The sequence below is a fragment of the Paenibacillus sedimenti genome, assembly GCF_014534655.1.
GTDB lineage: Bacteria > Bacillota > Bacilli > Paenibacillales > NBRC-103111 > Paenibacillus_E > Paenibacillus_E sedimenti.
On record NZ_JACVVD010000001.1, the window covers coordinates 689,659 to 710,644 of the forward strand.

18 protein-coding genes are annotated in these 20,986 nt (G+C 48.9%); 16 read left to right on the top strand and 2 right to left on the bottom strand.

Features of this window, described 5'->3' with window-relative positions; genetic code table 11:
* Positions 1-9 precede the first annotated feature (9 nt).
* The 11 genes from ICC18_RS02430 (at position 10) to ICC18_RS02480 (ending at position 10,327) form a co-directional block, all read left to right on the top strand.
* Positions 10-870, top strand: coding sequence for a branched-chain amino acid ABC transporter permease (locus ICC18_RS02430; protein WP_188172777.1), 861 nt, complete (start codon positions 10-12; stop codon positions 868-870).
* A 4-nt stretch (positions 871-874) separates the two neighbouring features.
* Positions 875-1,864, top strand: a complete 990-nt coding sequence (locus tag ICC18_RS02435) for a branched-chain amino acid ABC transporter permease (RefSeq protein WP_188172778.1) — start codon at positions 875-877, stop codon at positions 1,862-1,864.
* A 2-nt stretch (positions 1,865-1,866) separates the two neighbouring features.
* Positions 1,867-2,049: a hypothetical protein gene (locus tag ICC18_RS02440; protein WP_188172779.1), complete on the top strand. Its 183-nt coding sequence runs from the start codon at positions 1,867-1,869 to the stop codon at positions 2,047-2,049.
* A 5-nt stretch (positions 2,050-2,054) separates the two neighbouring features.
* Positions 2,055-3,074, top strand: coding sequence for a 3-oxoacyl-ACP synthase (locus tag ICC18_RS02445; RefSeq protein WP_188172780.1), 1,020 nt, complete (start codon positions 2,055-2,057; stop codon positions 3,072-3,074).
* Positions 3,075-3,081: 7 nt separating this feature from the next.
* The gene (gene phaZ / locus ICC18_RS02450) at positions 3,082-3,975 is read left to right on the top strand and encodes an intracellular short-chain-length polyhydroxyalkanoate depolymerase (protein WP_188172781.1); all 894 of its coding nucleotides are present in this window, start codon (positions 3,082-3,084) and stop codon (positions 3,973-3,975) included.
* Positions 3,976-3,996: 21 nt separating this feature from the next.
* Entirely contained in the window at positions 3,997-4,737 is a 741-nt protein-coding gene (gene fabG / locus ICC18_RS02455) for a 3-oxoacyl-ACP reductase FabG (protein ID WP_188172782.1), read from the top strand.
* Between the two features lie 291 nt (positions 4,738-5,028).
* Positions 5,029-5,229 carry a hypothetical protein gene (locus ICC18_RS02460; protein WP_188172783.1) on the top strand — a complete coding sequence of 67 codons (201 nt, stop codon included), beginning with the start codon at positions 5,029-5,031 and terminating at the stop codon, positions 5,227-5,229.
* A gap of 570 nt (positions 5,230-5,799) precedes the next feature.
* Positions 5,800-5,967, top strand: coding sequence for a hypothetical protein (locus ICC18_RS02465; RefSeq protein ID WP_188172784.1), 168 nt, complete (start codon positions 5,800-5,802; stop codon positions 5,965-5,967).
* A 34-nt stretch (positions 5,968-6,001) separates the two neighbouring features.
* Entirely contained in the window at positions 6,002-7,279 is a 1,278-nt protein-coding gene (gene aceA, locus ICC18_RS02470) for an isocitrate lyase (RefSeq protein WP_188172785.1), read from the top strand.
* 18 nt (positions 7,280-7,297) lie between these two features.
* The gene (gene aceB / locus ICC18_RS02475) at positions 7,298-8,902 is read left to right on the top strand and encodes a malate synthase A (RefSeq protein WP_188172786.1); all 1,605 of its coding nucleotides are present in this window, start codon (positions 7,298-7,300) and stop codon (positions 8,900-8,902) included.
* Between the two features lie 96 nt (positions 8,903-8,998).
* The gene (locus ICC18_RS02480; RefSeq protein WP_188172787.1) at positions 8,999-10,327 is read left to right on the top strand and encodes a DRTGG domain-containing protein; all 1,329 of its coding nucleotides are present in this window, start codon (positions 8,999-9,001) and stop codon (positions 10,325-10,327) included.
* Between the two features lie 47 nt (positions 10,328-10,374).
* On the opposite strand, the gene ICC18_RS02485 is transcribed toward ICC18_RS02480, so the two are convergent.
* Together ICC18_RS02485 and ICC18_RS02490 are read right to left on the bottom strand one after the other, a co-directional pair.
* Positions 10,375-12,171, bottom strand: coding sequence for a cache domain-containing sensor histidine kinase (locus ICC18_RS02485; RefSeq protein ID WP_188172788.1), 1,797 nt, complete (start codon positions 12,169-12,171; stop codon positions 10,375-10,377).
* Complete coding sequence (locus ICC18_RS02490; protein WP_188172789.1) at positions 12,168-13,769, bottom strand: response regulator; 1,602 nt, start codon at positions 13,767-13,769, stop codon at positions 12,168-12,170. Before ICC18_RS02490 ends, ICC18_RS02485 begins: the two co-directional genes overlap by 4 nt.
* 141 nt (positions 13,770-13,910) lie before the next feature.
* Here ICC18_RS02490 and ICC18_RS02495 point away from each other — a divergent pair, with 141 nt between their 5' ends.
* The 5 genes from ICC18_RS02495 (at position 13,911) to ICC18_RS02515 (ending at position 20,962) form a co-directional block, all read left to right on the top strand.
* Positions 13,911-14,837 carry an ABC transporter permease gene (locus ICC18_RS02495; RefSeq protein ID WP_376745597.1) on the top strand — a complete coding sequence of 309 codons (927 nt, stop codon included), beginning with the start codon at positions 13,911-13,913 and terminating at the stop codon, positions 14,835-14,837.
* A gap of 14 nt (positions 14,838-14,851) precedes the next feature.
* Positions 14,852-15,739, top strand: a complete 888-nt coding sequence (locus ICC18_RS02500) for a carbohydrate ABC transporter permease (RefSeq protein ID WP_188172790.1) — start codon at positions 14,852-14,854, stop codon at positions 15,737-15,739.
* Positions 15,740-15,798: 59 nt separating this feature from the next.
* Entirely contained in the window at positions 15,799-17,397 is a 1,599-nt protein-coding gene (locus tag ICC18_RS02505) for an ABC transporter substrate-binding protein (protein ID WP_188172791.1), read from the top strand.
* A gap of 144 nt (positions 17,398-17,541) precedes the next feature.
* Positions 17,542-19,605 carry a beta-galactosidase gene (locus ICC18_RS02510; protein ID WP_282559195.1) on the top strand — a complete coding sequence of 688 codons (2,064 nt, stop codon included), beginning with the start codon at positions 17,542-17,544 and terminating at the stop codon, positions 19,603-19,605.
* Positions 19,595-20,962 (top strand): MATE family efflux transporter, encoded by a 1,368-nt coding sequence (locus ICC18_RS02515; protein ID WP_188172792.1) that lies wholly within the window; start codon positions 19,595-19,597, stop codon positions 20,960-20,962. The genes ICC18_RS02510 and ICC18_RS02515 overlap by 11 nt, the downstream gene beginning before the upstream one ends.
* Positions 20,963-20,986 lie beyond the last annotated feature (24 nt).

Here is a 20,986-nt window from a genome sequence, read left to right on the forward strand (position 1 = left end):
AGACCGGGTTTGGATGTGCTGCTGAACCTTGCAATTAACGGGTTAGCGACGGGCATGCTGCTTTTTTTGCTGGCGGCAGGTCTGACCCTGATCTTTGGGCTTATGGACGTATTAAATTTCAGTCATGGCGGTTTATTCGCATGGGGCGCTTACTCGGGCATCTGGTTTTATATGTTCTCAGGGAGCTTTCTGGTTGCCATACTGGGTGCGATAGTGACAGGAACAGGCCTTGGATTTTTAATGGAAAAATGGATTGTTCGGCCGGTTTACGGCAATCATGTGACGCAAATTCTGGTCACTCTTGGCGTTATGCTCGTTCTAAGCGAGATGTTGAAGGTCGTTTGGGGACCGAATCCCATTAACGTGCCGGTGCCAAGCTACCTCGACGGCAGTTGGCAAGTCGGCGGGGTCATTTTCATCAAATACCGATTGTTCTTGATCGTGGCTGGACTCCTCGTATTCATCGGTTTACAAATGCTGTTAAACCGAACCCGGTTAGGGTTGATTGTGCGAGCTGGCGTCATCAATAAAGAGATGGTTGAGGCGATGGGTGTTAATATTAGGCGGGTGTTCACGTTCGTATTTATGCTGGGAGCTGCACTAGCTGCGATGGCCGGTGTGTTTGTTGCTCCCTATTCAGGCGTCATTCATGCGGAAATGGGCATGCAGTTCGCGATTTTGGCATTCATCGTCGTCGTCATCGGCGGCATGGGCACAATGAGCGGAACCTTATTCGCCTCGATCCTCGTCGGCCTATCGGGCGCGTTCATGGCGTATTACGTGCCGGAGCTGTCGCTCGCCGTTAACATGCTCATTATGGTGGCTGTACTGCTGCTCAAGCCTTCCGGATTATTCGGGGCAAGGGGGTAAACGAATGTTAAAATTGCTGACCAACCGGTCCTTGCTCGTATTTGCCGTCATCACCCTGCTCCTTGCCGTATTCCCGCTCATTCATAATGAACGTGCGACGATGATCGTCATCACCCACATTTTCATTCTGGCCGTATTTGCAATGAGTTACGATTTGCTGCTCGGTTATACGGGAATCGTTTCTTTCGGGCATGTCATGTTTTTCGGCATTGGTGCGTACAGTGTGGCGATCATAATGCAAAAGCTCGGACCGACCATTCCGTCCCTGCTGCTGGCTGTTGTCATTGGCGCTGTCTTGTCTGCAATACTCAGCTATATTGTCGGCATGCTGTCGCTTAGACTCAAAAGTCATTACTACGCGATGTTGACGCTCGCTTTTTCAGGCTTGTTCCTCGTCATTGCGGAGAAATGGCGCTCTTTGACCAGGGGTAACGATGGGTTTACTTTTTCCATACCAGACGTCCTGAAAGATCGACTTACTTTTTATTACATTTCTTTTATCGTGATGATTATCGTATTCCTGATGCTGCGCAGGTTCACGCAGTCTCCATTAGGCAGGGTGCTCCAATCGATCCGGGAAAATGAACAGCGCACCCAGTCGCTCGGTTACGAAATCATTCATTACAAAGTCATTGCCAGTGTGGTTGCCGGTGTGGCAGCATCCGTCAGCGGTGCCCTGTATGTCGTGACATTGCGATTCGTCAATACGACCGTATTGGCGTTTGACTTGAACGTCGACGCTCTGCTGATGACCATTATCGGAGGCGTTGGCACGTTGTTCGGCGGTATTCTTGGCGCAGCCATTATTGAGCTCGCTCATGAGCAGTTGACCAGCTTGGCTAAAGTGCATTGGATTTTTGAGCGTTGGATTATCTTTTTCGGTTTGCTTTATATCCTGGTTGTCATGCTGTTCCCCAAGGGAATCGTCGGTACCGTCAGGCATTGGCGGGATCATCGGCGTGACAACATTTCGAAAAACGGGAGGGCTAAATAGGGATGGCTGACAACCAGCAGGTGACATCTTTTGTCGTGCGCTTTAGCCCGATGGGACAGGAAGAGCTTCCGGAGTCGAAACGATGGCGTATTCGGGTGACGCATGTGCAGGGCCAGGAAGAAATGACAGTGTCTTCGATGGAAGAGCTGTGTGAATTAATGGAACAAATATTGAAGCGAGGTTAGCGGGGATGATAACCTATTCAGATTCGAAAATCGGCATTCTCGGTACGGGGATTTACATCCCCGAGCATGTCATAACGGCTGGGGAAATTGCCGAAGCTTCCGGCATTCCAGAGCATGTTGTGCGCACGAAGCTCGGGATTACGCAGAAGCTGGTTCCCGGCGAAGAGGATCACAGTTGTGCGATGGGCATTCGGGCCGCAAAAGCTGCTCTGGACAAAACGGGCTTGGATCCAGCAGAAATTGATCTGGTAATTTACATCGGCGAGGAATATAAGGAGTATCCCGTATGGACGGCAGCACTCAAGCTGCAGCATGAGATTGGCGCAGTTAACGCCTGGGGGTTTGATGCGGCTTTGCGCTGCAGCACGACGGTTATGGCGCTTAAGGTCGCGAAGAGCATGATGCTGGGTGATCCGGCGATCCGAACCGTTCTCTTGGCTGGCGGTTATCGCAACGGGGATCTCATTGATTACAAAAATCCGCGCACGCGTTTTATGTTTAATCTGTCGGCAGGAGGTGGGGCAGTCCTGCTGCGCAAGGGGCTGGAACGGAACCTTCTGTTGGAAAGCGCAATAATGACGGACGGGTCATTTTCGGAGGATGTCGTTATTCCAGGCGGAGGTACGAAACGCAGCGATGACGGGTTGGAACGGCTCGGATTCGGCTGCTTCGACGTACCTGATCCGGAAGGCATGAAGGAACGGCTGGAACAGAAATCAATGGCCAACTTCCTGGCTGTCGTTCGTTCTTCACTTGAGCGCAGCGGGTATATCGAGCAAGACATCGATTACATCGGCATTTTGCACATGAAAAAATCGGCCCATGATTATGTGTTGAGCGAGCTCGGTCTCCGAGAGGATCAATCCATCTATTTGAGCGACTATGGGCACATGGGGCAGATCGATCAAATTTTATCGCTGGACCTGGCTATTAAATCAGGTCAAATTAAGCCAGGATCCGTGGTCGTTCTTGTAAGCGCAGGGATTGGCTACGCTTGGGGCGCAACTACATTGAGATGGGGGTAGATGGACAATGAACAATGTGGAATTGAAATCCGTGGAGCTTAGTAACGGGGAAACCCTAGTTTATCGGGTACGATCAGGCGGAGAAGATCCGCTCTTGCTAGTACACGGAAATATGTCGTCATCTGTGTTCTTCGATGTGCTTTTTGAAGCCTTAGACCCTAGATTTCAGGTCGTTGCCGTTGATTTACGAGGGTTTGGGCTTTCCTCTTACCGGACTCCAATACACCGAATCGAGGATTTCGCGGAAGATTTATTGCTGTTCGCAGACGACGTGGGACTAAGTGAATTTTCCATTCTTGGCTGGTCGACAGGCGGCGGAGCAGCGCTTCAACTAGCTTCGATGATCCCTGACCGTGTTCGATCTGTCATTCTGATGGCTTCGATGTCGACAAGAGGCTACCCGTTCTATGGTCCCGAGTCCGGCGAGGCCGGAACTCAGCCGCAACGTCTTACGACTTGGGAGGAAATAGCGGCTCAAGAAAAAACGCAGGTGATGTCGGGAGCCATCGAACGGGGAGACAAAGCTTTCTTGCGCGCCGTATTCGATGCCGCCGTGTTCACTAATGCTAAGCCGTCCGACGACCGATACGAAGCTTACTTGGATGAAATGCTGCTGCAGCGCAATTTAGTGGATGTGTATCATGCGCTGAATGTATTCAATATGACCGACGAACCGCATGAATGCTCGCCGGGAACCGGGGCGCTAAGCCGAGTGAGCTGTCCGGTGCTCTGTGTGCAAGGAACGGATGACCTTGTCATTACCCGTCTAATGACAGAAGAACTTGTACACGATTTAGGAGACAGACTGAAATTAGTAGAGGGGCATAGATTTGGCCATGCACCGCAAATCGATGATGCCGAGTGGCTAGCGCGAGAAATCGCACAATTTGTTTTGAAGTAGTTGAAAGGGATGAGCGGGAGTATGCGTTTAGCTGAGAAAGTGGCGATTGTTACAGGCGGCGGCAGCGGAATTGGGAAGGAAGCAAGCAAGCTGTTCGCACGTGAAGGTGCAAAGGTCGTTGTTGCAGAGTTTAACGAGCATGCCGGGCAGGACACCGTTCAAACGATCCGTGAAACCGGTGGAGAAGCTCTTTTTATTCAAGTGGACGTATCCGACTTGGATAGCGTCGAGCGCATGGCCGCACAGGTCATCGAACAGTTCGGCCAGATCGACATATTGATCAATAATGCGGGCATTACGCAAGACGCCATGCTGTCCAAAATGACGCCGGAGCAATGGCACCGGGTCCTGAATGTTAATTTGAACGGCGTATTTTATTGTACGCGTACAGTGGCTCCGCATATGGTAAAACGGGGCAGCGGGAAGATCATTAATACTTCGTCCATCGTAGGCGTCCAGGGAAATATGGGGCAAACCAATTATGCCGCAGCCAAAGCGGGCGTCATTGGCGTGACGAAGACGTGGGCGAAAGAGCTTGGTTTTAAAGGGATTACGGTGAACGCGGTAGCGCCTGGCTACGTGGAGACAGGCATGGTTGCGACAGTCCCCGAAAAGGTGCTGCAAGGGATGCTGGAGAAGGTGCCTTTGCGGCGATTAGGCAAGCCTTCGGACATCGCTAACGCTTATTTGTTCTTAGCATCGTCTGAGGCCGATTACGTGAATGGCACCGTTCTGGAAGTGAACGGCGGTTTATCGATCTGATCCGTTGCACAATCGCATAGCAAAGCAAAAGACCTAAGGTGCTGGTGCTGCCCTCAGGTCTTTTTTGTCGGTATGGTTGTTTCAGGGAGTCCCGGGATTGGCATCGTATCGTATCTATTGCCCTGGTGCTCGCTGCCGCAGTCGGTTTGAAACTGATATCATAAGTGTTGTATAAAAATAAAATTATTTTACAATGTTATTGCATAATAATCGATTTAAATTATATAATATAAATAATTAGTAATGTAATAATACATTAATTGTTTTTTTATATTGAGGGGAGAGATGGTTATGAGCAATTTGGCACAATCGTCGATGAAGTTCGAAAGAAGAAAATTCACAAACCCTAGCGCCTATGATTTCCCAAGATCGGTTACAAGCCTTGCAGAACGAGGAGAACACGACGAATGCGGGGAGACAGCCTTCTACCCCATGTCACCGCTATCTTTGACACTGTATTACGCATTTGATATTGAAGCGGAAATTGGATAAAACGCAGCTAAATAAGTATTGTGATTAAATGTAAGGTCTGTCGAACATCGGCAGGCTTTTTTTGTTGTGCTGCACGCTATCCCGTTGAGTCAGGGTCGAGAATGCACAAACGATCTATGCTTGTTATCCCCTACGGTTAAGTACTGTTAATGAAGGAGTGCTAAGCCCCACTATCCCCTCGGCTCAGAGCCGAGACTGTTGGTTTACTTGCGCTCACTATGCTCTAGAATCCAAAGATTAATCGGGAAAATCGTGTTAATGTACTCTGTAGGGCAAAGGCGGCGTAATAACGCTGTTTTTCAGCGTTAAGTTTGAGGTCTGCCATTCATTCTGGAAGAAAACCTAGAAGAAAACCTGGTCGTAATTGGTTAGGGCTGAATTTGTTTCTGAGTGAATGGGATAGTGTCCAGTAGATTGTAGCAAAGTTTAAATATTGAGCACCGGAAATATTATATAAAAAATAAAAAAATATATAATTTTATAAAACAGTATTGAACAATAGCAGACAATGTGTTATATATTATATTAATAACAACGAATTGTATTAATACATTGAAGGAGGAGACAACAATGGATTGTCCAACATGTCAAGGTAATGGGGATTTGGAAGAAATAAGAAGTACGGATGAACAATTTCAAAAAGAGGGGAACAGCATGAATTTCGGTAAAGACCGCGTACTGTGGCCGAACACCTGTCCCGTTTGTGGAGGCAGCGGATTTCTGGACGTATCCTTTTAAGCTATCCAAACTCAATTAAAGGAGTGTAATAAGCATGAGCCAACAACGTCAAAGGGAACAATTGCAAGCAAGCTGGAATTCCAAACGATTCGAAGGGGTGACACGTCCTTACACCGCAGATGATGTTCTCCGTCTCCGCGGATCAGTGATGATCGAACAGACGCTGGCTGAGCAGGGCGCATGCAAGTTCTGGAAGCGGGTCAACGAGGAAGATTATGTGCCGGCGCTCGGAGCGCTTACAGGGAATCAAGCTGTACAGCAAGCAAAAGCAGGCCTTAAAGCGATTTATTTAAGCGGTTGGCAAGTAGCCGCAGATGCGAACTTATCCGGTCATATGTATCCCGATCAAAGTCTTTATCCTGCGAACAGCGTACCGAGCGTTGTAAAAAGAATTAATCAGGCCTTGCAGCGAGCCGATCAAATTCAGCATGCCGAAGGAAAAGGCGGAATTGATTTCTTCCTTCCGATCGTCGCTGATGCGGAAGCAGGGTTCGGCGGTCCTCTCAACGTATTCGAGCTCATGAAAAGCATGATTGAAGCGGGAGCGGCAGCCGTCCATTTCGAGGATCAGCTGTCTTCCGAAAAGAAATGCGGTCACTTGGGAGGCAAAGTGCTTCTGCCGACACAACAGGCAGTTAGAAACCTGATCGCAGCAAGGCTGGCGGCTGATGTGATGGGTGTTGAGACGGTGCTGATCGCAAGGACGGACGCGAATGCGGCTAGTCTGCTTACAAGCGATATCGATGATAATGATAAGCCGTTCCTCACCGGCGAGCGCTCTCCTGAAGGTTTCTTCTATGTAAATGAGGGTCTCGATCAAGCGATTTCCCGAGGCCTTGCTTATGCGCCATATGCGGATATGGTCTGGTGCGAGACGTCGGAGCCGAATTTGGAGGAAGCAAGGCGTTTTGCTGAAGCGATTCATGCGAAATTTCCGGGTAAGCTGCTCGCCTACAACTGCTCGCCTTCATTCAATTGGAAGAAAAAACTTGATGAACCGACGATCGCCAAATACCAAAAAGAGCTCGGCAAGCTGGGCTATAAGTTCCAGTTCGTGACACTGGCAGGCTTCCATGCGTTGAATCACAGCATGTTTGAGCTTGCAAACGATTATAAAGAACGCGGCATGGCGGCTTACTCCCAGTTCCAACAGTCGGAGTTCGCAAGCGAGGCCCGCGGTTATGAAGCGACACGCCATCAGCGTGAGGTAGGAACGGGGTACTTTGACGAGGTGTCTCAAGTCATTACGAGCGGTACTTCTTCGACAACGGCGCTCTCCGGCTCGACGGAAGCGGAACAATTTGCCCATTGAGGTCACCAATCAAAGGAGATGAGGTCATTGATCGATCAAACACTGCCAATGGGGATAGAGCTTCGAGGCTCTTCTAACCGTGGAGAGCAGATTCTTACCCCGGAAGCATTGGAATTCGCAGCAGAGCTAGAGCGAACGTTCGGAGCCAGAAGGCGCGAGCTTCTGGAGCAGCGCAGCTTGAGACAAAGCTGTATTGACGCCGGCGAACTGCCGGATTTTATGGAAGAAACGGCACATATCCGCGAAAGCGATTGGCATGTTGCCCCGATTCCTGCCGATCTTCAAGACCGGCGCGTCGAGATTACAGGCCCAGCCGGCGACCGTAAAATGGTAATTAACGCCTTCAACTCGGGAGCGTTCGTCTATATGGCCGATTTTGAAGACGCTAACTCACCGACATGGGAGAACACGGTACAAGGGCAAGTGAACTTGCAGGATGCCGTTCGCAGAACAATTTCATTCTCAAGTCCTGAAGGGAAAATTTACCGGTTGCTGGACCGCGCCGCTGTATTGAAAGTTCGTCCTCGCGGTTGGCATCTCGAAGAGAAGCACATGCTTGTTGACGGTAAGGCTATATCAGGTTCGTTGTTTGATTTTGGACTTTTCTTTTTTCATAATGCGAAAGAGTTGATTCAGCAAGGAAGCGGCCCGTATTTTTACTTGCCGAAGCTGGAAAGCCATCATGAAGCGCGACTTTGGAATGACGTGTTCGTATTTGCCCAGCAGAGGCTCGGCATCCCGCAAGGCACGATCAAAGCAACCGTGCTGATCGAAACGATTGTCGCCGCTTTTGAAATGGATGAAATATTGTATGAACTTCGCGAGCATAGCGCCGGCCTGAACTGCGGCCGTTGGGACTATATTTTCAGTTATATCAAAAAGCTGCGGAAGCAGCCGCATGTGATCGTTCCGGACCGCGCACTGGTCACGATGGAGTCGCCTTTTATGAAAGCTTACTCGCTGCTCGCCATTCAAACATGCCATAAGCGCCACGCGCCCTGTATCGGCGGGATGGCTGCACAGATTCCCGTGAAGAACGACCCGCAAGCTAATGTTGAGGCAATGGCGAAAGTAAGGGCCGATAAGCTTCGCGAGGTGATGAACGGCCATGACGGTACGTGGGTGGCGCATCCGGGGCTGGTGCCTGTGGCGAAAGCGGTGTTTGACGAGCATATGCCGGCAGCGAACCAAGTGGAACGACAGCTTCCGGACATCCGAATTACGGCAAGTCAACTGCTGGAGGTGCCGCAAGGACCGATTACGGAGAAGGGAATTCGGACGAACGTCAGCGTAGGGATACAATACTTAGAAGCTTGGCTGCGGGGCTTCGGCGCCGTTCCCATCCATAATTTGATGGAAGACGTGGCTACAGCAGAAATATCCCGCGCCCAGCTGTGGCAGTGGGTTCATCATCCCAAAGGGATTATGGAAGACGGGCGCGAAGTTACGGCGGATCTATTCCAACAAATTCAATTTGACGAAATGGAGAAGATCAAAACGCAGCTTGGCGAGGAGGAACTCCAGCAAAGAAAGTTTGATCTGGCTGGCGCGCTTTTTACACAGATGACGGTGTCGTCGGAATTTGAGTCCTTTTTAACCGAGCAGGGGTACCGATATATTTGAACAAAGGACAGGGCCTTGTTGAAGGCTCCTGTCTTTTTTCGTTGTACTGTATTATAATTGTTAAATGTTATAGAACAGTTCAGCGAGGTGTGAACAATGAATTCGGGCCACTCGGAGCTCCATACGAAACATGAACAAATTACGAAATATATTGAATCTTTGCCCGTCGGTACGAAGCTATCCGTTCGGCAAATCGCGCAGGACCTCGATGTGAGCGAGGGAACGGCCTATCGCGCCATCAAGGAAGCTGAGAATATCGGGCTGGTCAGTACGAAAAGGCGTATCGGCACCATTCGAATGGAGAAGAAAGAAGAGCCGGTTATTGATAAATTAACGTTCGCTGAAATCGTGAATGTGGTGGAAGGCGTTGTATTGGGCGGGGTCACAGGCATCAACAAATCGCTGAATAAATTCGTCATTGGCGCTATGCAGCTGGAAGCGATGCTCAAATATATAGAATCCGGCAATCTCCTCATTGTCGGAAACCGGGTGCAAGCTCATATGTGCGCGCTAAGTCAGGGGGCAGGCGTACTAATCACTGGTGGATTCGACACGACACCCGAAGTGAAAGAGCTGGCTGATGAATTGCAGTTGCCCATCATCGGCAGTTCGTTCGATACGTTTACCGTTGCGACCATGATCAACCGCGCTATGGAAGATCGGCTCATTAAGAAAAAGATCATGATCGTGGAGGATATCGTACGTCAAGATAGTCCTGTGTATTCACTACTAGCCACGAATACGGTCAAAGAAATGCAAAAACTCGTCGAGGAAACGACGCATACGAGATATCCTGTGGTCGACGAGCATCAGATGCCTGTCGGCATGATTACGACCAAAGACATTATCGGCGCGAAGCCTACTCAACCCATCGGGTCGTTGATGACGCCGAATCCGCTTATGATCAGCATAAAAACATCCGTGGCCTCTGCAGGCCACATGATGGTGTGGGAAGGGATTGAATTGTTGCCCGTCATCGACACGGATCGAAAAATGATCGGGGTTATATCCCGCAAAGATGTCATGAAGGCGATGCAGCACATGCAAAGACAACCGCAAAACGCCGAGACGTTTGAGGTGCAAATCTATGCGGGCATCGAAGAGCTGCGGGATGCCGAAGGCAAGCTGTATTTTAAAGGGGTTGTCACACCGCAAATGACCAGTTTCGAAGGACTGGTCTCAGAGGGTATACTAACCACAATCATGATTCGAGCGGCCTATCGGACGGTTCAAGAGCAGAAAAAAGGTGACCTCATCCTTGACAGCTCCTCGAGCTATTTTTTGGTTCCTCTGCAAATCGATGATGTCATCGAAATTGTGCCGTCCATCGTGGAGATGAGCCGCAGATTTTGTAAGATCGATATGGAAATTGTAGCGAATGGCACGCGTGTGGCAAGATCGATGTTTACGGCGCGCATTTTGTGAAAGTAAAAGAACCGCCCCTTAGCGACGTGTTAAGGGGCGGTTCTATATTAAATGGCCTCTTCCAGCGGAACAGCCGGCATGCGAATTTCGACAGTCGTCCCTTTACCAGGGCTGCTTCGAAAGTGAAGACCGTATTGCTCGCCATAGAATAGCTTAATTCGATGGTTAATGTTTTTAATGCCATATCCTTCTTTTTTATCATGGAAGTCGTTACGGTTGAAGCGGTCCACCATTTCTGCAGGCATCCCGATGCCGTTATCCTCCACGCACAAAACCATCGTATCGTTCTCCATATAGGAATGGATGAAGATCTCGCCTGCGCCGTGCCGGGAACCATTTTCCTTAATCCCATGCAGGATTGCGTTCTCCACGATCGGCTGCAGCGTAATCTTGAGCATGGTACAGTCATACAGACTTTCATCTACATCGCTATGAAACAGAATCGAGTTCCCGAACCGCTTGTTCTGGATGTCCACATAAAGCTGGACGTGTTTCAGCTCGTTCTCGACGGAAATCAATTCATCGCCTTTGTTCAGGCTGATTTTATAGAACTGGCTTAGCGCCTGCACGATTTCGGGGATGTCCGGCACCTGGTGTTTAATGGCCGTCCAATTGATCAAATCGAGCGTGTTGTACAAGAAGTGAGGGTTGATCTGCGATTGAAGCGCCTTCAGTTCCGCATTTTTAGCCTCTTGTCCCAGCTTGTACTGCTCTTCGATAAACAGCTTCATCCGTCCCACCATGTAATTAAAGTTCTCCACCAGCTCACCGACCTCATCGCGCGTCGCTTCCACTTTAACCGTATCCAACTCGCCGCTTTGCACCTTTCGCATTTTACGGATGACGACTGCGATCCGGTTCGTAATCGAGCTGGAGATGACGTACGAGCAGAGGTTGGCGGCAACGACCAGAATGGCCATGATCAGCAAGGTCTGATTTCTCAGCTTGGCGCTGGACGAATACATTTCCTGCAGCGGTAAGACGGTGACAAGCTGCCAATCTGTGCCTTTAATCGCTTTCGATCCGACGAGCACATTTTCGCCGCCGCGGCTCAGCGTCTGCCATGGATCGCTTTTACTCGCGATATGCTGAACGGTCGGATAATCCAGGAGCCATCGTTGCAGATTGGTCTCATTGGAACTGACGATCACTGTCCCGTTAGCGTTCTGCAAGTAGGCAACTCCATTTTGCGTCGTATTGGCGCGTTTTACGATTTCCTGCAGCATATCCTCGCGGATATCGACGTTGAGCACGCCGACTTTATCGTCGAGGGCACTGAAGTTTTTGACAAACCGGATGGAGTGGATCGTTTTTTGTTCCGGATCCCTAAGCGCTGGAATCGCTTGCGTATCGTCAATCCATTTCATTTTGCCGACGTTATCAAGCAGAAGCTGCTGAAGAGGGGACTGGGTGAACTCGCTGAGCTTAAAAAACATTTGTTCCTCATTCGAATAAATAAGATCGTCATGGATGAATAGTCGAATTCGAACGATATCATCGACCTTTTGAAAAGACGAGAAGTTCAACGACAAATTTTGAAAATCTCGCAATTGTTCCGATAAACTGTATTGGTCAACCGGACGGGATAGCATGTCATTCATGTGGCTGTCGAGTACGATGCTGTCGGATATTTCGATGATTTTTCCAAGCTTATACGTAAGGAAGGAGTCGGTTTGTTCGAGCACTTGCTTTGTAGAAAACAGTACTTCAGTGTTGACTCGCTCCGATCCTTGTTTATAGGACATATAGGAAAGAATGCTGAGTGAAATCAGGATGAGCAAGGAATTCAGCAACATTAATTTATGCTTTAGCTTTAAGTTTCTGTAGGCTTGTCCAAGGCTCATGCGTACTTCTCCTTGTATTCGGAAGGCGTCATCCCCGTCAGTTTCTTGAATGTTTTGGCGAAGTAGTTGGCATCCTGGAAGCCTACCAGCACAGCGATTTCGTAAAGCTTGCGCGACCGGTCCCGCAGGAGCTCTTGCGCCCGCTCAATCCGCAGTTCGGTAATATATTGGTTAATCGTAGAACCCGTTTCCTTTTTAAACTGGAGGCTTAAATAGTTAGGCGTTAAAAACAATGCCTCGGAGATCGATTTGATCGATAGCTCCGGGTTATCGACATGCGCTCGCACATGCTTTTGGATGCTGAGGGCAATAGAGCCTTCCTGTTCTTTGTGCTCTAAATACCGGAAGAAACTCGCAAGCTTTTCGAGTACGTATTGCTCGACTTCGTGAATCGTATGAAGCTCCGTGATCATATTCCACAGAAACTGCTCGTGTCCGCCTTCCTCCGTAAGCGGCACATTCTTTTTGTCCGCAATCTGGTACACATTCATAAGAAGCTTAAAGTAAAAGTTTTTGGTGCTGTTAACAAGCGTATCTTCGGTTTCTTGAATGTCATTGGTCACCTGCTTGATGATGGAAAAGGCTTCTTCTTTCTGTTCCGATGCAAGATGCGCAGCGAACTGTTCGATCAAGGATTCATCAAGTGAATGTGATCGTTTGTTTGGCTCCAATTCCCGATAGGCGAGCACTTGGTTATAGCCGAGAAAAAACTGGCGCTGCAGTGCGACGATAGCCGTCTGGTAAGATTCGAGTATATGCTGGGCACGGTATACGAGTTGCCCGATCCCGGTAAATGTCTTATTCGCTGCGCCTGTGTATGACAGGAGCACGGTACGTACGCGATGGATCGGGTTCACCAGCTGATTCGTATGTGTCAGCTTCTTACCGTACGCATGTACGATCAGATGATGCAAATCTTTGAAAGCACAAATGCAGCCCATGTCGAATTCATCAAAAATCGTTTCGATTTGTTCGAAAATCGCTTTCTTGTTAGCATGGAGAAGCTGCAGGGAAGCATCTTCGGCGCCAAGCATTTTGACGACGACCGTCACATTCGCCGCTCCCATCGGCAGCTCAATGCCAACAAGCTGAAAAGACTCGTCTAGTTCGGTTTGAGCTAGCGGTTTGCTGATCAGCTTCAGGGCAAATTCCTCGCGAAGCAGCGTCAAGCTTTTATTCAGCTGCAGCTCAATCGCCGATTCCTTTAACCGCCGGGCTTGCTCTTCCAGACAAATCGAAACGGCCTCGCGGACATGTTTCTTAATTTCCTCCAGATTGACCGGTTTCTCCAAATATTCAAGAGCCTGCAGTTGAATCGCTGATTTCAAGTACGGTTTATCTGCGTAACTGCTTAAAAAAATCACTTTGCATTGCGGGAGCGCTTCCTTCAGCTTTATGGCGAATTGGATCCCGTCCATTCGGGGCATTTTGACATCGGTCAGCACGATATCCGGTTTGAATGAATCGCTGATTTGAAGCGCTTGCAAACCATCCTCGGCAGCCTTGACTATTCCTATCCCCAGCTCGCGCCACGGAATGTAATGCAACAGCCCGTCCCGCGTTATTTGTTCATCATCAACAATAAGAAGTTTTAACATGCTGGTCGCCTCCGATAAATCGTGTTGAATTTTACTCACTATTATAGTTTTGTCGTATGTTCCAAGATGCTGCCAGGGCTTATGATAGAACCAGATAAAGAACTAGATAAGAATTGGACACCAAGGAAGAGAGGTTGCGAGATGAATATGATCGGACGCGGATTTATCGGAGAGATTCGTAAAAATAAGGTAAAATTGCTTATGCTATTGCCTGCTGTTCTTTTTTTCTTCGTCATGGCGTATCTGCCTATGGCCGGGATCGTGATTGCGTTCAAACAGTACAATTATACGGATGGTATCTTCGGAAGTCCATGGGTGGGACTTGATAATTTTAAGTATTTTTTCGAATCGGGACAGCTTTATAAGGTGACGATGAATACGATCCTCTACAATACGGCATTCATCATCATTAATAACGGGCTTGAAATCGTATTTGCGATTATTTTAGCAGAAATTGCAGGAAAGCACATGCGGAAATTTTTGCAGTCCGCCTTATTTCTTCCCTATTTTATCTCCTGGGTCGTCGTCGGCGCCTTCGTGTATAATCTGTTTAACTTCGAATTAGGCTCGGTCAACACGTTCTTGAAATCAATCGGCATGGAAGCCGTCGATGTATATTCGAATCCGACCGCTTGGGTATTTATTCTGATCTTCTTTTCGGCCTGGAAATCGGTTGGATACGGAACGGTCTTCTACTTGGCGGCCATCATGAACATCGATCATGAAACCTACGAAGCTGCTGAAATTGACGGCGCGAATATTTTTCAGCGTATCAGGCTCATTACATTGCCGGCGCTTGTGCCGACGATCATCATATTGCTGCTGCTATCCGTCGGAAATATTGTGAGAGGCGACTTCCAGCTATTCTATCAGGTTGTAGGCGAAAACGGACTCGTCTTCGATGCAACGGATGTCATTGATACGTTCGTCGTTCGTTCCCTGTTAAATATTCAGGAATTCGGAATGTCATCGGCTGCCGGCGTTTATCAATCGGTTCTGTCGTTCATCATCATTATTAGCGTGAATGCGATCGTCAGAAAAGTGGATAAAGACAACGCGTTATTTTAAAAGGAGGTAACCCCATGCCAGTACGCATTCAATATGATCGATTATGGTTTAATATAATCGGCTATACACTCATCGGATTTTTCGCTTTGCTTTGCATTCTTCCGTTTGTTATGGTCATTACCGGCTCGTTTACGCCGCAGGAACTGATTTTGCAGGAGGGTTATCGGCTCGTACCTAGCGCATTCACGCTGGAAGCCTATCAAATCTTGTTCGGATCAGCCGATAAGCTGCTCCGAGCATATGGCGTATCCATCGTAGTTACAGTTGTCGGCACGTCAATAGGCCTTTTTCTCACCGCAATGACGGCTTACGTACTGAACTGTCAGGATTTCAAGTACCGCAACCATTTTTCGTTCTACTTTTACTTTACGACATTGTTCAGCGGCGGACTTGTTCCTTGGTATATTATGATCGTCAAATATTTGGACCTGAAAAACAACCTGCTCGCCTTGATCGTTCCGCTTCTGCTGAATGTGTTCTATATATTGATTATGCGAAGTTTCGTAAGCGCAATACCCGAGGCCATTAAGGAATCGGCCAAAATTGACGGTGCAGGAGACTTTACGATTTTTTTCCGGCTCATTCTTCCGCTACTTCAGTCGGCACTGGCGACCATCGGTCTGTTCATCGCGCTGAACTACTGGAACGATTGGTTCAATTCCATGCTTTTCATGGATAATGAGAAGTTGTACAGTCTGCAATATTTTCTGTACCAGATTTTAAGCAAGCTGGAATTCATGAGCGCAGCGATTGCGCAAGCGGGCATTTCAACGCCGACGATGCCAACTGATGCTTATAAAATGGCCATGACCTTAGTTGCTACAGGACCTACCATTCTTCTTTATCCGTTCGTGCAGCGTTATTTTGTTAAAGGAATCACGATCGGCGCCGTTAAAGGATAAACTCGGATTCACCGATTTATCATATATAAGCACATATACATTGAGAGGGGAAACAAAACATGAAAAAAAGCCTGAATTGGAAAAGCCTTGTCGCTGTTCCGATGGTTTTGACGCTCGCCTTGGCAGGATGCTCATCTTCTAAAACACCCGAACCGGCCAAGACGACAGAACCGGCTGGGCAAACTGCGGCGCCAACCGCGGCAGCAGCGAAAAAAGCAGACACCTCTAAAGAAGTTAAATTAAAAATGTATTTGCTCGGAGACAAGCCTAAGGATTTCGACCTGGTCTATGGCGAAGTGAACAAGCTGCTCAAGCAGGACATTAACGCGACTGTGGACGTGAGCTTCTTGTCCTGGGGCGATTGGCAGCAAAAATATCCGCTGCTGTTCGCATCGGGCGAAGATTTCGATTTGATCTATACGGCGAACTGGGCGCAGTATAACACTCAGGCTACCAAAGGCGGGTTTCTTGAAATTACAAAGGATATGCTGAACCAGTATGCGCCGAAAACAGCGGCAAGCATGTATCCGGAATCCTACGAGCAAGCTAAGTTAAATGGAAAGACATTCATGCTTCCTATGAATTTCAAAGAAATTCAAGGCGTCATCACGCTCTTCCGCGGAGATCTTCTTGAGAAGTATAATCTGGATGTAAAAGACGTGTCGTCGACTCCGATGAACATGGGTAAATACTTTGAAGCCGTAGCAAAAGGCGAAAAAGGTCTTCTCCCAATTAACGGAGCCGGTTTACAGTGGGTCGGTTTCACGCAATACATGCCTAAAGATAAGATGAAAAACTGGTTCGAAATCGGCGGAGCCGGAAACCTGTCCGTTTGGTATAATGCAACAGATAAAGATAGCAAGGCTGTATCTTACTATGATACGGAACAGTTCGTTGAAGGCGTGAAAGTATCTGCAGAGTGGGCGAACAAAGGCTACTGGTCAAAGAGTGCTGTAGTGAATAAAACGACAGACAACGATGCGTTCAAGAACGGTAAAGCAGCTGTCGTTGGCGGCAACCTTTCGACGATGAACTCCTTGTATACGACTGTAAGCAAAGAACATCCGGAATGGAAAGTTGTTGCAGCCGACACCAACTTCGGCAACCCGGTTGACTTGAAGCCTTTCATTCAAAACGGCGTCGCGATCAACAAAAACTCCAAAAACCCGGAGCGCGCGCTAATGATGCTCGATTTGTTCCGTAACGATCCGCGCTATTTCGATCTGACGTTCTATGGCATCAAAGGCAAGCATTATGACCTTGCAGCCGACGGCAAAAGCATCAAGCTGCTGCCTGACAGCGTGAACTTCCAGCCGGAGGGCGCATGCCCTTGGGGATGGCGCGATGACAAGCTGGTTCGGGCGATCGAAGGCGGTATTCCGAACTATAACGAGCTTCGCGATAACATGCTGAAGACGGCGATCACTGCGCCGCTCCAATCTTTCAACTTTGACGACAGTAAAGTGAAAAATGAGCTTGCAGCTGTAGGTAACGTGCTGACTCAATATGTGAAACCTCTAACGTTTGGAGTCGTGAAATCCGACGTAGATACGGAAGTGAAGGAAGTTAGAAAGCGTTTGGAAGAAGCGGGAAGCAAGAAAATTATGGATGAAATGAACCGTCAAATTGCGGAATTCCTGGCGGCTCAAAAGAAATAAGGCAACCAAATAGCACGCAATAAGCGCGGCGGAGGCTTCTCTAACGGATGAACATAAGGCGTCCGTTGACAGCGATCCGCTGCGCTGTTTTGCATATCTTGATGCATTTCGAAAAACGATTTGAAAGGCGGATTGAATTTGACGATGAAATATAACCCGACTACGAAAGTTCCCCGCATGCTGCATGGCGGTGACTATAATCCGGATCAGTGGCTGGCTTACCCGGAAATTTTGCAGGAAGATATCCGATTGATGAAGCTGTCCGAGTGCAACGTCATGTCGGTCGGCATTTTCTCCTGGATGTCCCTGGAACCGGAAGAAGGCAAGTTTACGTTCGAATGGATGGATCAATTAATTGACAGGTTCGCGGCAAACGGCATTTATGCGTTTCTGGCAACGCCGAGCGGTGCGAGACCTGCATGGATGTCCGCCAAGTATCCTGAAGTACTGCGCGTAGCGTCAAACCGTGTACGCAACCTGCATGGGTTCCGTCATAATCATTGTTATACGTCGCCGGTGTACCGCGAGAAAGTCGCGATGATGAACCGCAAGCTGGCTGAGCGGTACGGGAACCATCCAGCTGTGATCGGCTGGCATATCTCCAACGAATTCGGCGGCGATTGCCATTGTCCTTACTGTCAGGAGGCATTCCGCGTTTGGCTGCAAAACAAATACAAAACGCTGGACTCCCTGAATCATGCGTGGTGGACGACCTTCTGGAGCCACACGTACACCGACTGGTCACAGATTGAATCGCCGGCGCCGCATGGCGAGACGCAAGTGCATGCGCAAAATCTGGACTGGAAACGGTTTGTCACCGATCAAACAGTCGATTTTTGCAGGCATGAGATGGAACCGCTGCGGGAGCTTACGCCGAGCCTTCCGATCACAACGAATTTTATGGAAGTGGCCGGTTTCTCGGGGCTCAACTATTGGAAATTCGCCGAACTGCTCGACTTCATCTCCTGGGATTCTTATCCGACTTGGCACGATGCGGACAACGAACATGACCAAGCGGCATGGATCGGATTCAACCATGACATGTTCCGTTCGATCAAGGGAGGCAAGCCTTTCCTGCTGATGGAAAGCACGCCGAGCTTGACCAACTGGCAAGCGGTCAGCAAGCTGAAACGACCTGGTATGCACCTGCTCTCCTCGATTCAGGCTGTAGCGCACGGTTCGGACTCGGTGCAATATTTCCAATGGCGCAAGAGCAGAGGCTCCAGTGAGAAATTCCACGGCGCGGTTATCGATCATGCCGGGCATGAGCATACGCGCGTTTTCCGCGATGTCACGGAAGTCGGCCAAGCGTTGTCGAAGCTGGATGAGATTGTGGGTACATCAGTCAAGCCGCAGGTCGCTATCATCTTTGATACGGAAAACCGCTGGGCGGTGAAAGATTCGCAAGGTCCGCGAAACATCGGGGTCAAATATGAGGAAACCTTAAGGAAACATCACAAACCGTTCTGGGATATGGGCGTGTCCGTCGATATCATTGATATGGATTGCGACTTCTCAGCGTACAAGTTGCTTGTCGCGCCAATGCTATATTTGGTGCGTCCCGGAGTTGGGGAACGCATCGAACGTTTTGTCGAAAATGGGGGCACGCTGGTCTGCACCTATTGGTCCGGTATCGTCGACGAGAACGATCTGTGCTTCTTGGGCGGTTTCCCTGGTCCGCTTCGTAAAACGCTCGGCATCTGGTCGGAAGAACTCGAAGGGCTGCATGATCGCGACGTCAACGGCGCGTTGATGAAGGATGATAACGCATTAGCATTAAAGGGCGAATACGAGATCCACGAATTATGCGATCTTATCCATTTGGAGGGCGCAGAGGCGCTGGCTGAATACAAGAGCGATTTTTATGCCGGCCGCCCGGTTTTAACCGTGAACAAGCTCGGTAAAGGAAAGGCCTATTATATCGCAGCACGCATCAAAGAACCTTTTTATCACGACTTGTATCGGACTTTAATTAAGGAGGCAGGCGTAACGCGTGTGCTGGATACTAACCTTCCGGCAGGTGTTACGGCTCAACTTCGTACTGATGGTATACATGACTTCGTCTTCCTTCTCAATTTTACGGATCAGGAACAAAAGGTGTCGCTCGACGAGAAGGACTATGCGGATATTCTGAATGGGGAAAGCTTTTCAAAATCGGTGGAGCTTTCGAACTTTGGTGTAAGGATTCTAAGAAGAAATGCCAAGTAAATCCGAAATCGATACCAAGCGATTGTCCTTATGGCATTTATCCTGGCCGCTTGCCATAGAAATGCTGCTTCAATTTCTGATGGGCACGCTGGATTCACTCATGGTCAGCCATATTAGCGATAATGCGGTGTCGGCGGTCGGTCTTTCTAATCAAGTCATACAGTCCATCATGACGATTTTTTTCCTTATTAACTCGGGCGCGGGCGTTGTTGTTGCCAGAAAATGGGGAGCGGGGAAAAGGGATGAAGCTCGTAAGACGGTCTTCATGACGTTGAAATTAAACGTCTACGGCGGCATTGTGATGAGCCTCATCTTGTACGCGGCCGCAGAACCTATCATTCGAATGATGAACGCTCCGGGCGAAGTGCACGATTACGCTGTTACGTATTTAAGAGTCGTGGGAGCCGGAATGTTTGTAACGCTGCTCCACCTTAGTGCTTCGGCAGTCATACGCAGTACGGGCAATACACGCGGTCCGATGCTGATCTCGGTCGGCATGAATCTGATTCATCTAGGATCAAATTCGGTTTTGATTTTCGGATTCATGGGATTTCCTGAATTAGGGATTCTCGGCGTCTCCATTTCAACGGTAGCCAGCCGATCGGTCGCGCTGCTCTGCTGCTTATGGCTGCTCTATCAGATTATGAAACCCGGCTTGCGTTGGACTCACTGGAAAGGGATCGACAGGCCTTTGTTAAAAGAAATGCTCTCCATCGGTGTGCCATCGATTTTCACATCATTTTCATGGGGGATATCCCAGATCGTCGTACTTTCCATTGTCTCTTCACTGGGGGAAACGCAGCTTGCATCTTATACGTATATGAACGTGATTCAGCAGCTGCCTTGGGTTATCGGCTCAGCGGTAGGAGCTGCGGTACAAATTCAAGTCAGTCAGTACTATGGAGCCGGGCGGCATGACCTTGTCTATCCATGCCCTTATCATGGAGCAAGGGTCGGGATGGCGGTCTCGTTTCTTGGCGCGTTAGCAGCTTGGGCATCGGCCCCTGTGTCAATGGGTTGGTTCACATCCAGTCAAGCTGTGATTGAGACGGCACTGCCTGTATTCGCGTTTTGCTTAGTATGGCAGCCGCTACGCATTTGGACGTATACACTCACGAACGCATTGAATTCAATCGGAGAAGCGAGGTTCGTTGCGGTCATCAGCGTGCTCGGCATGTGGCTGACGACAACGGCCGGCGCTTATTTGCTCGGCATAGCAGCTGGGTGGGGCATATACGGCGTGTTCGGCGCTTTTATGATCGATGAGCTGTTTCGTGCCATACTGGCATGGAAGCGGTGGCAACGAAAAGGGCTTCTCACGTCACGCAATCAAACTCCAGCCATACTTGAAGCGTAAGAAAGCAAAACCCCATTCCCTCCT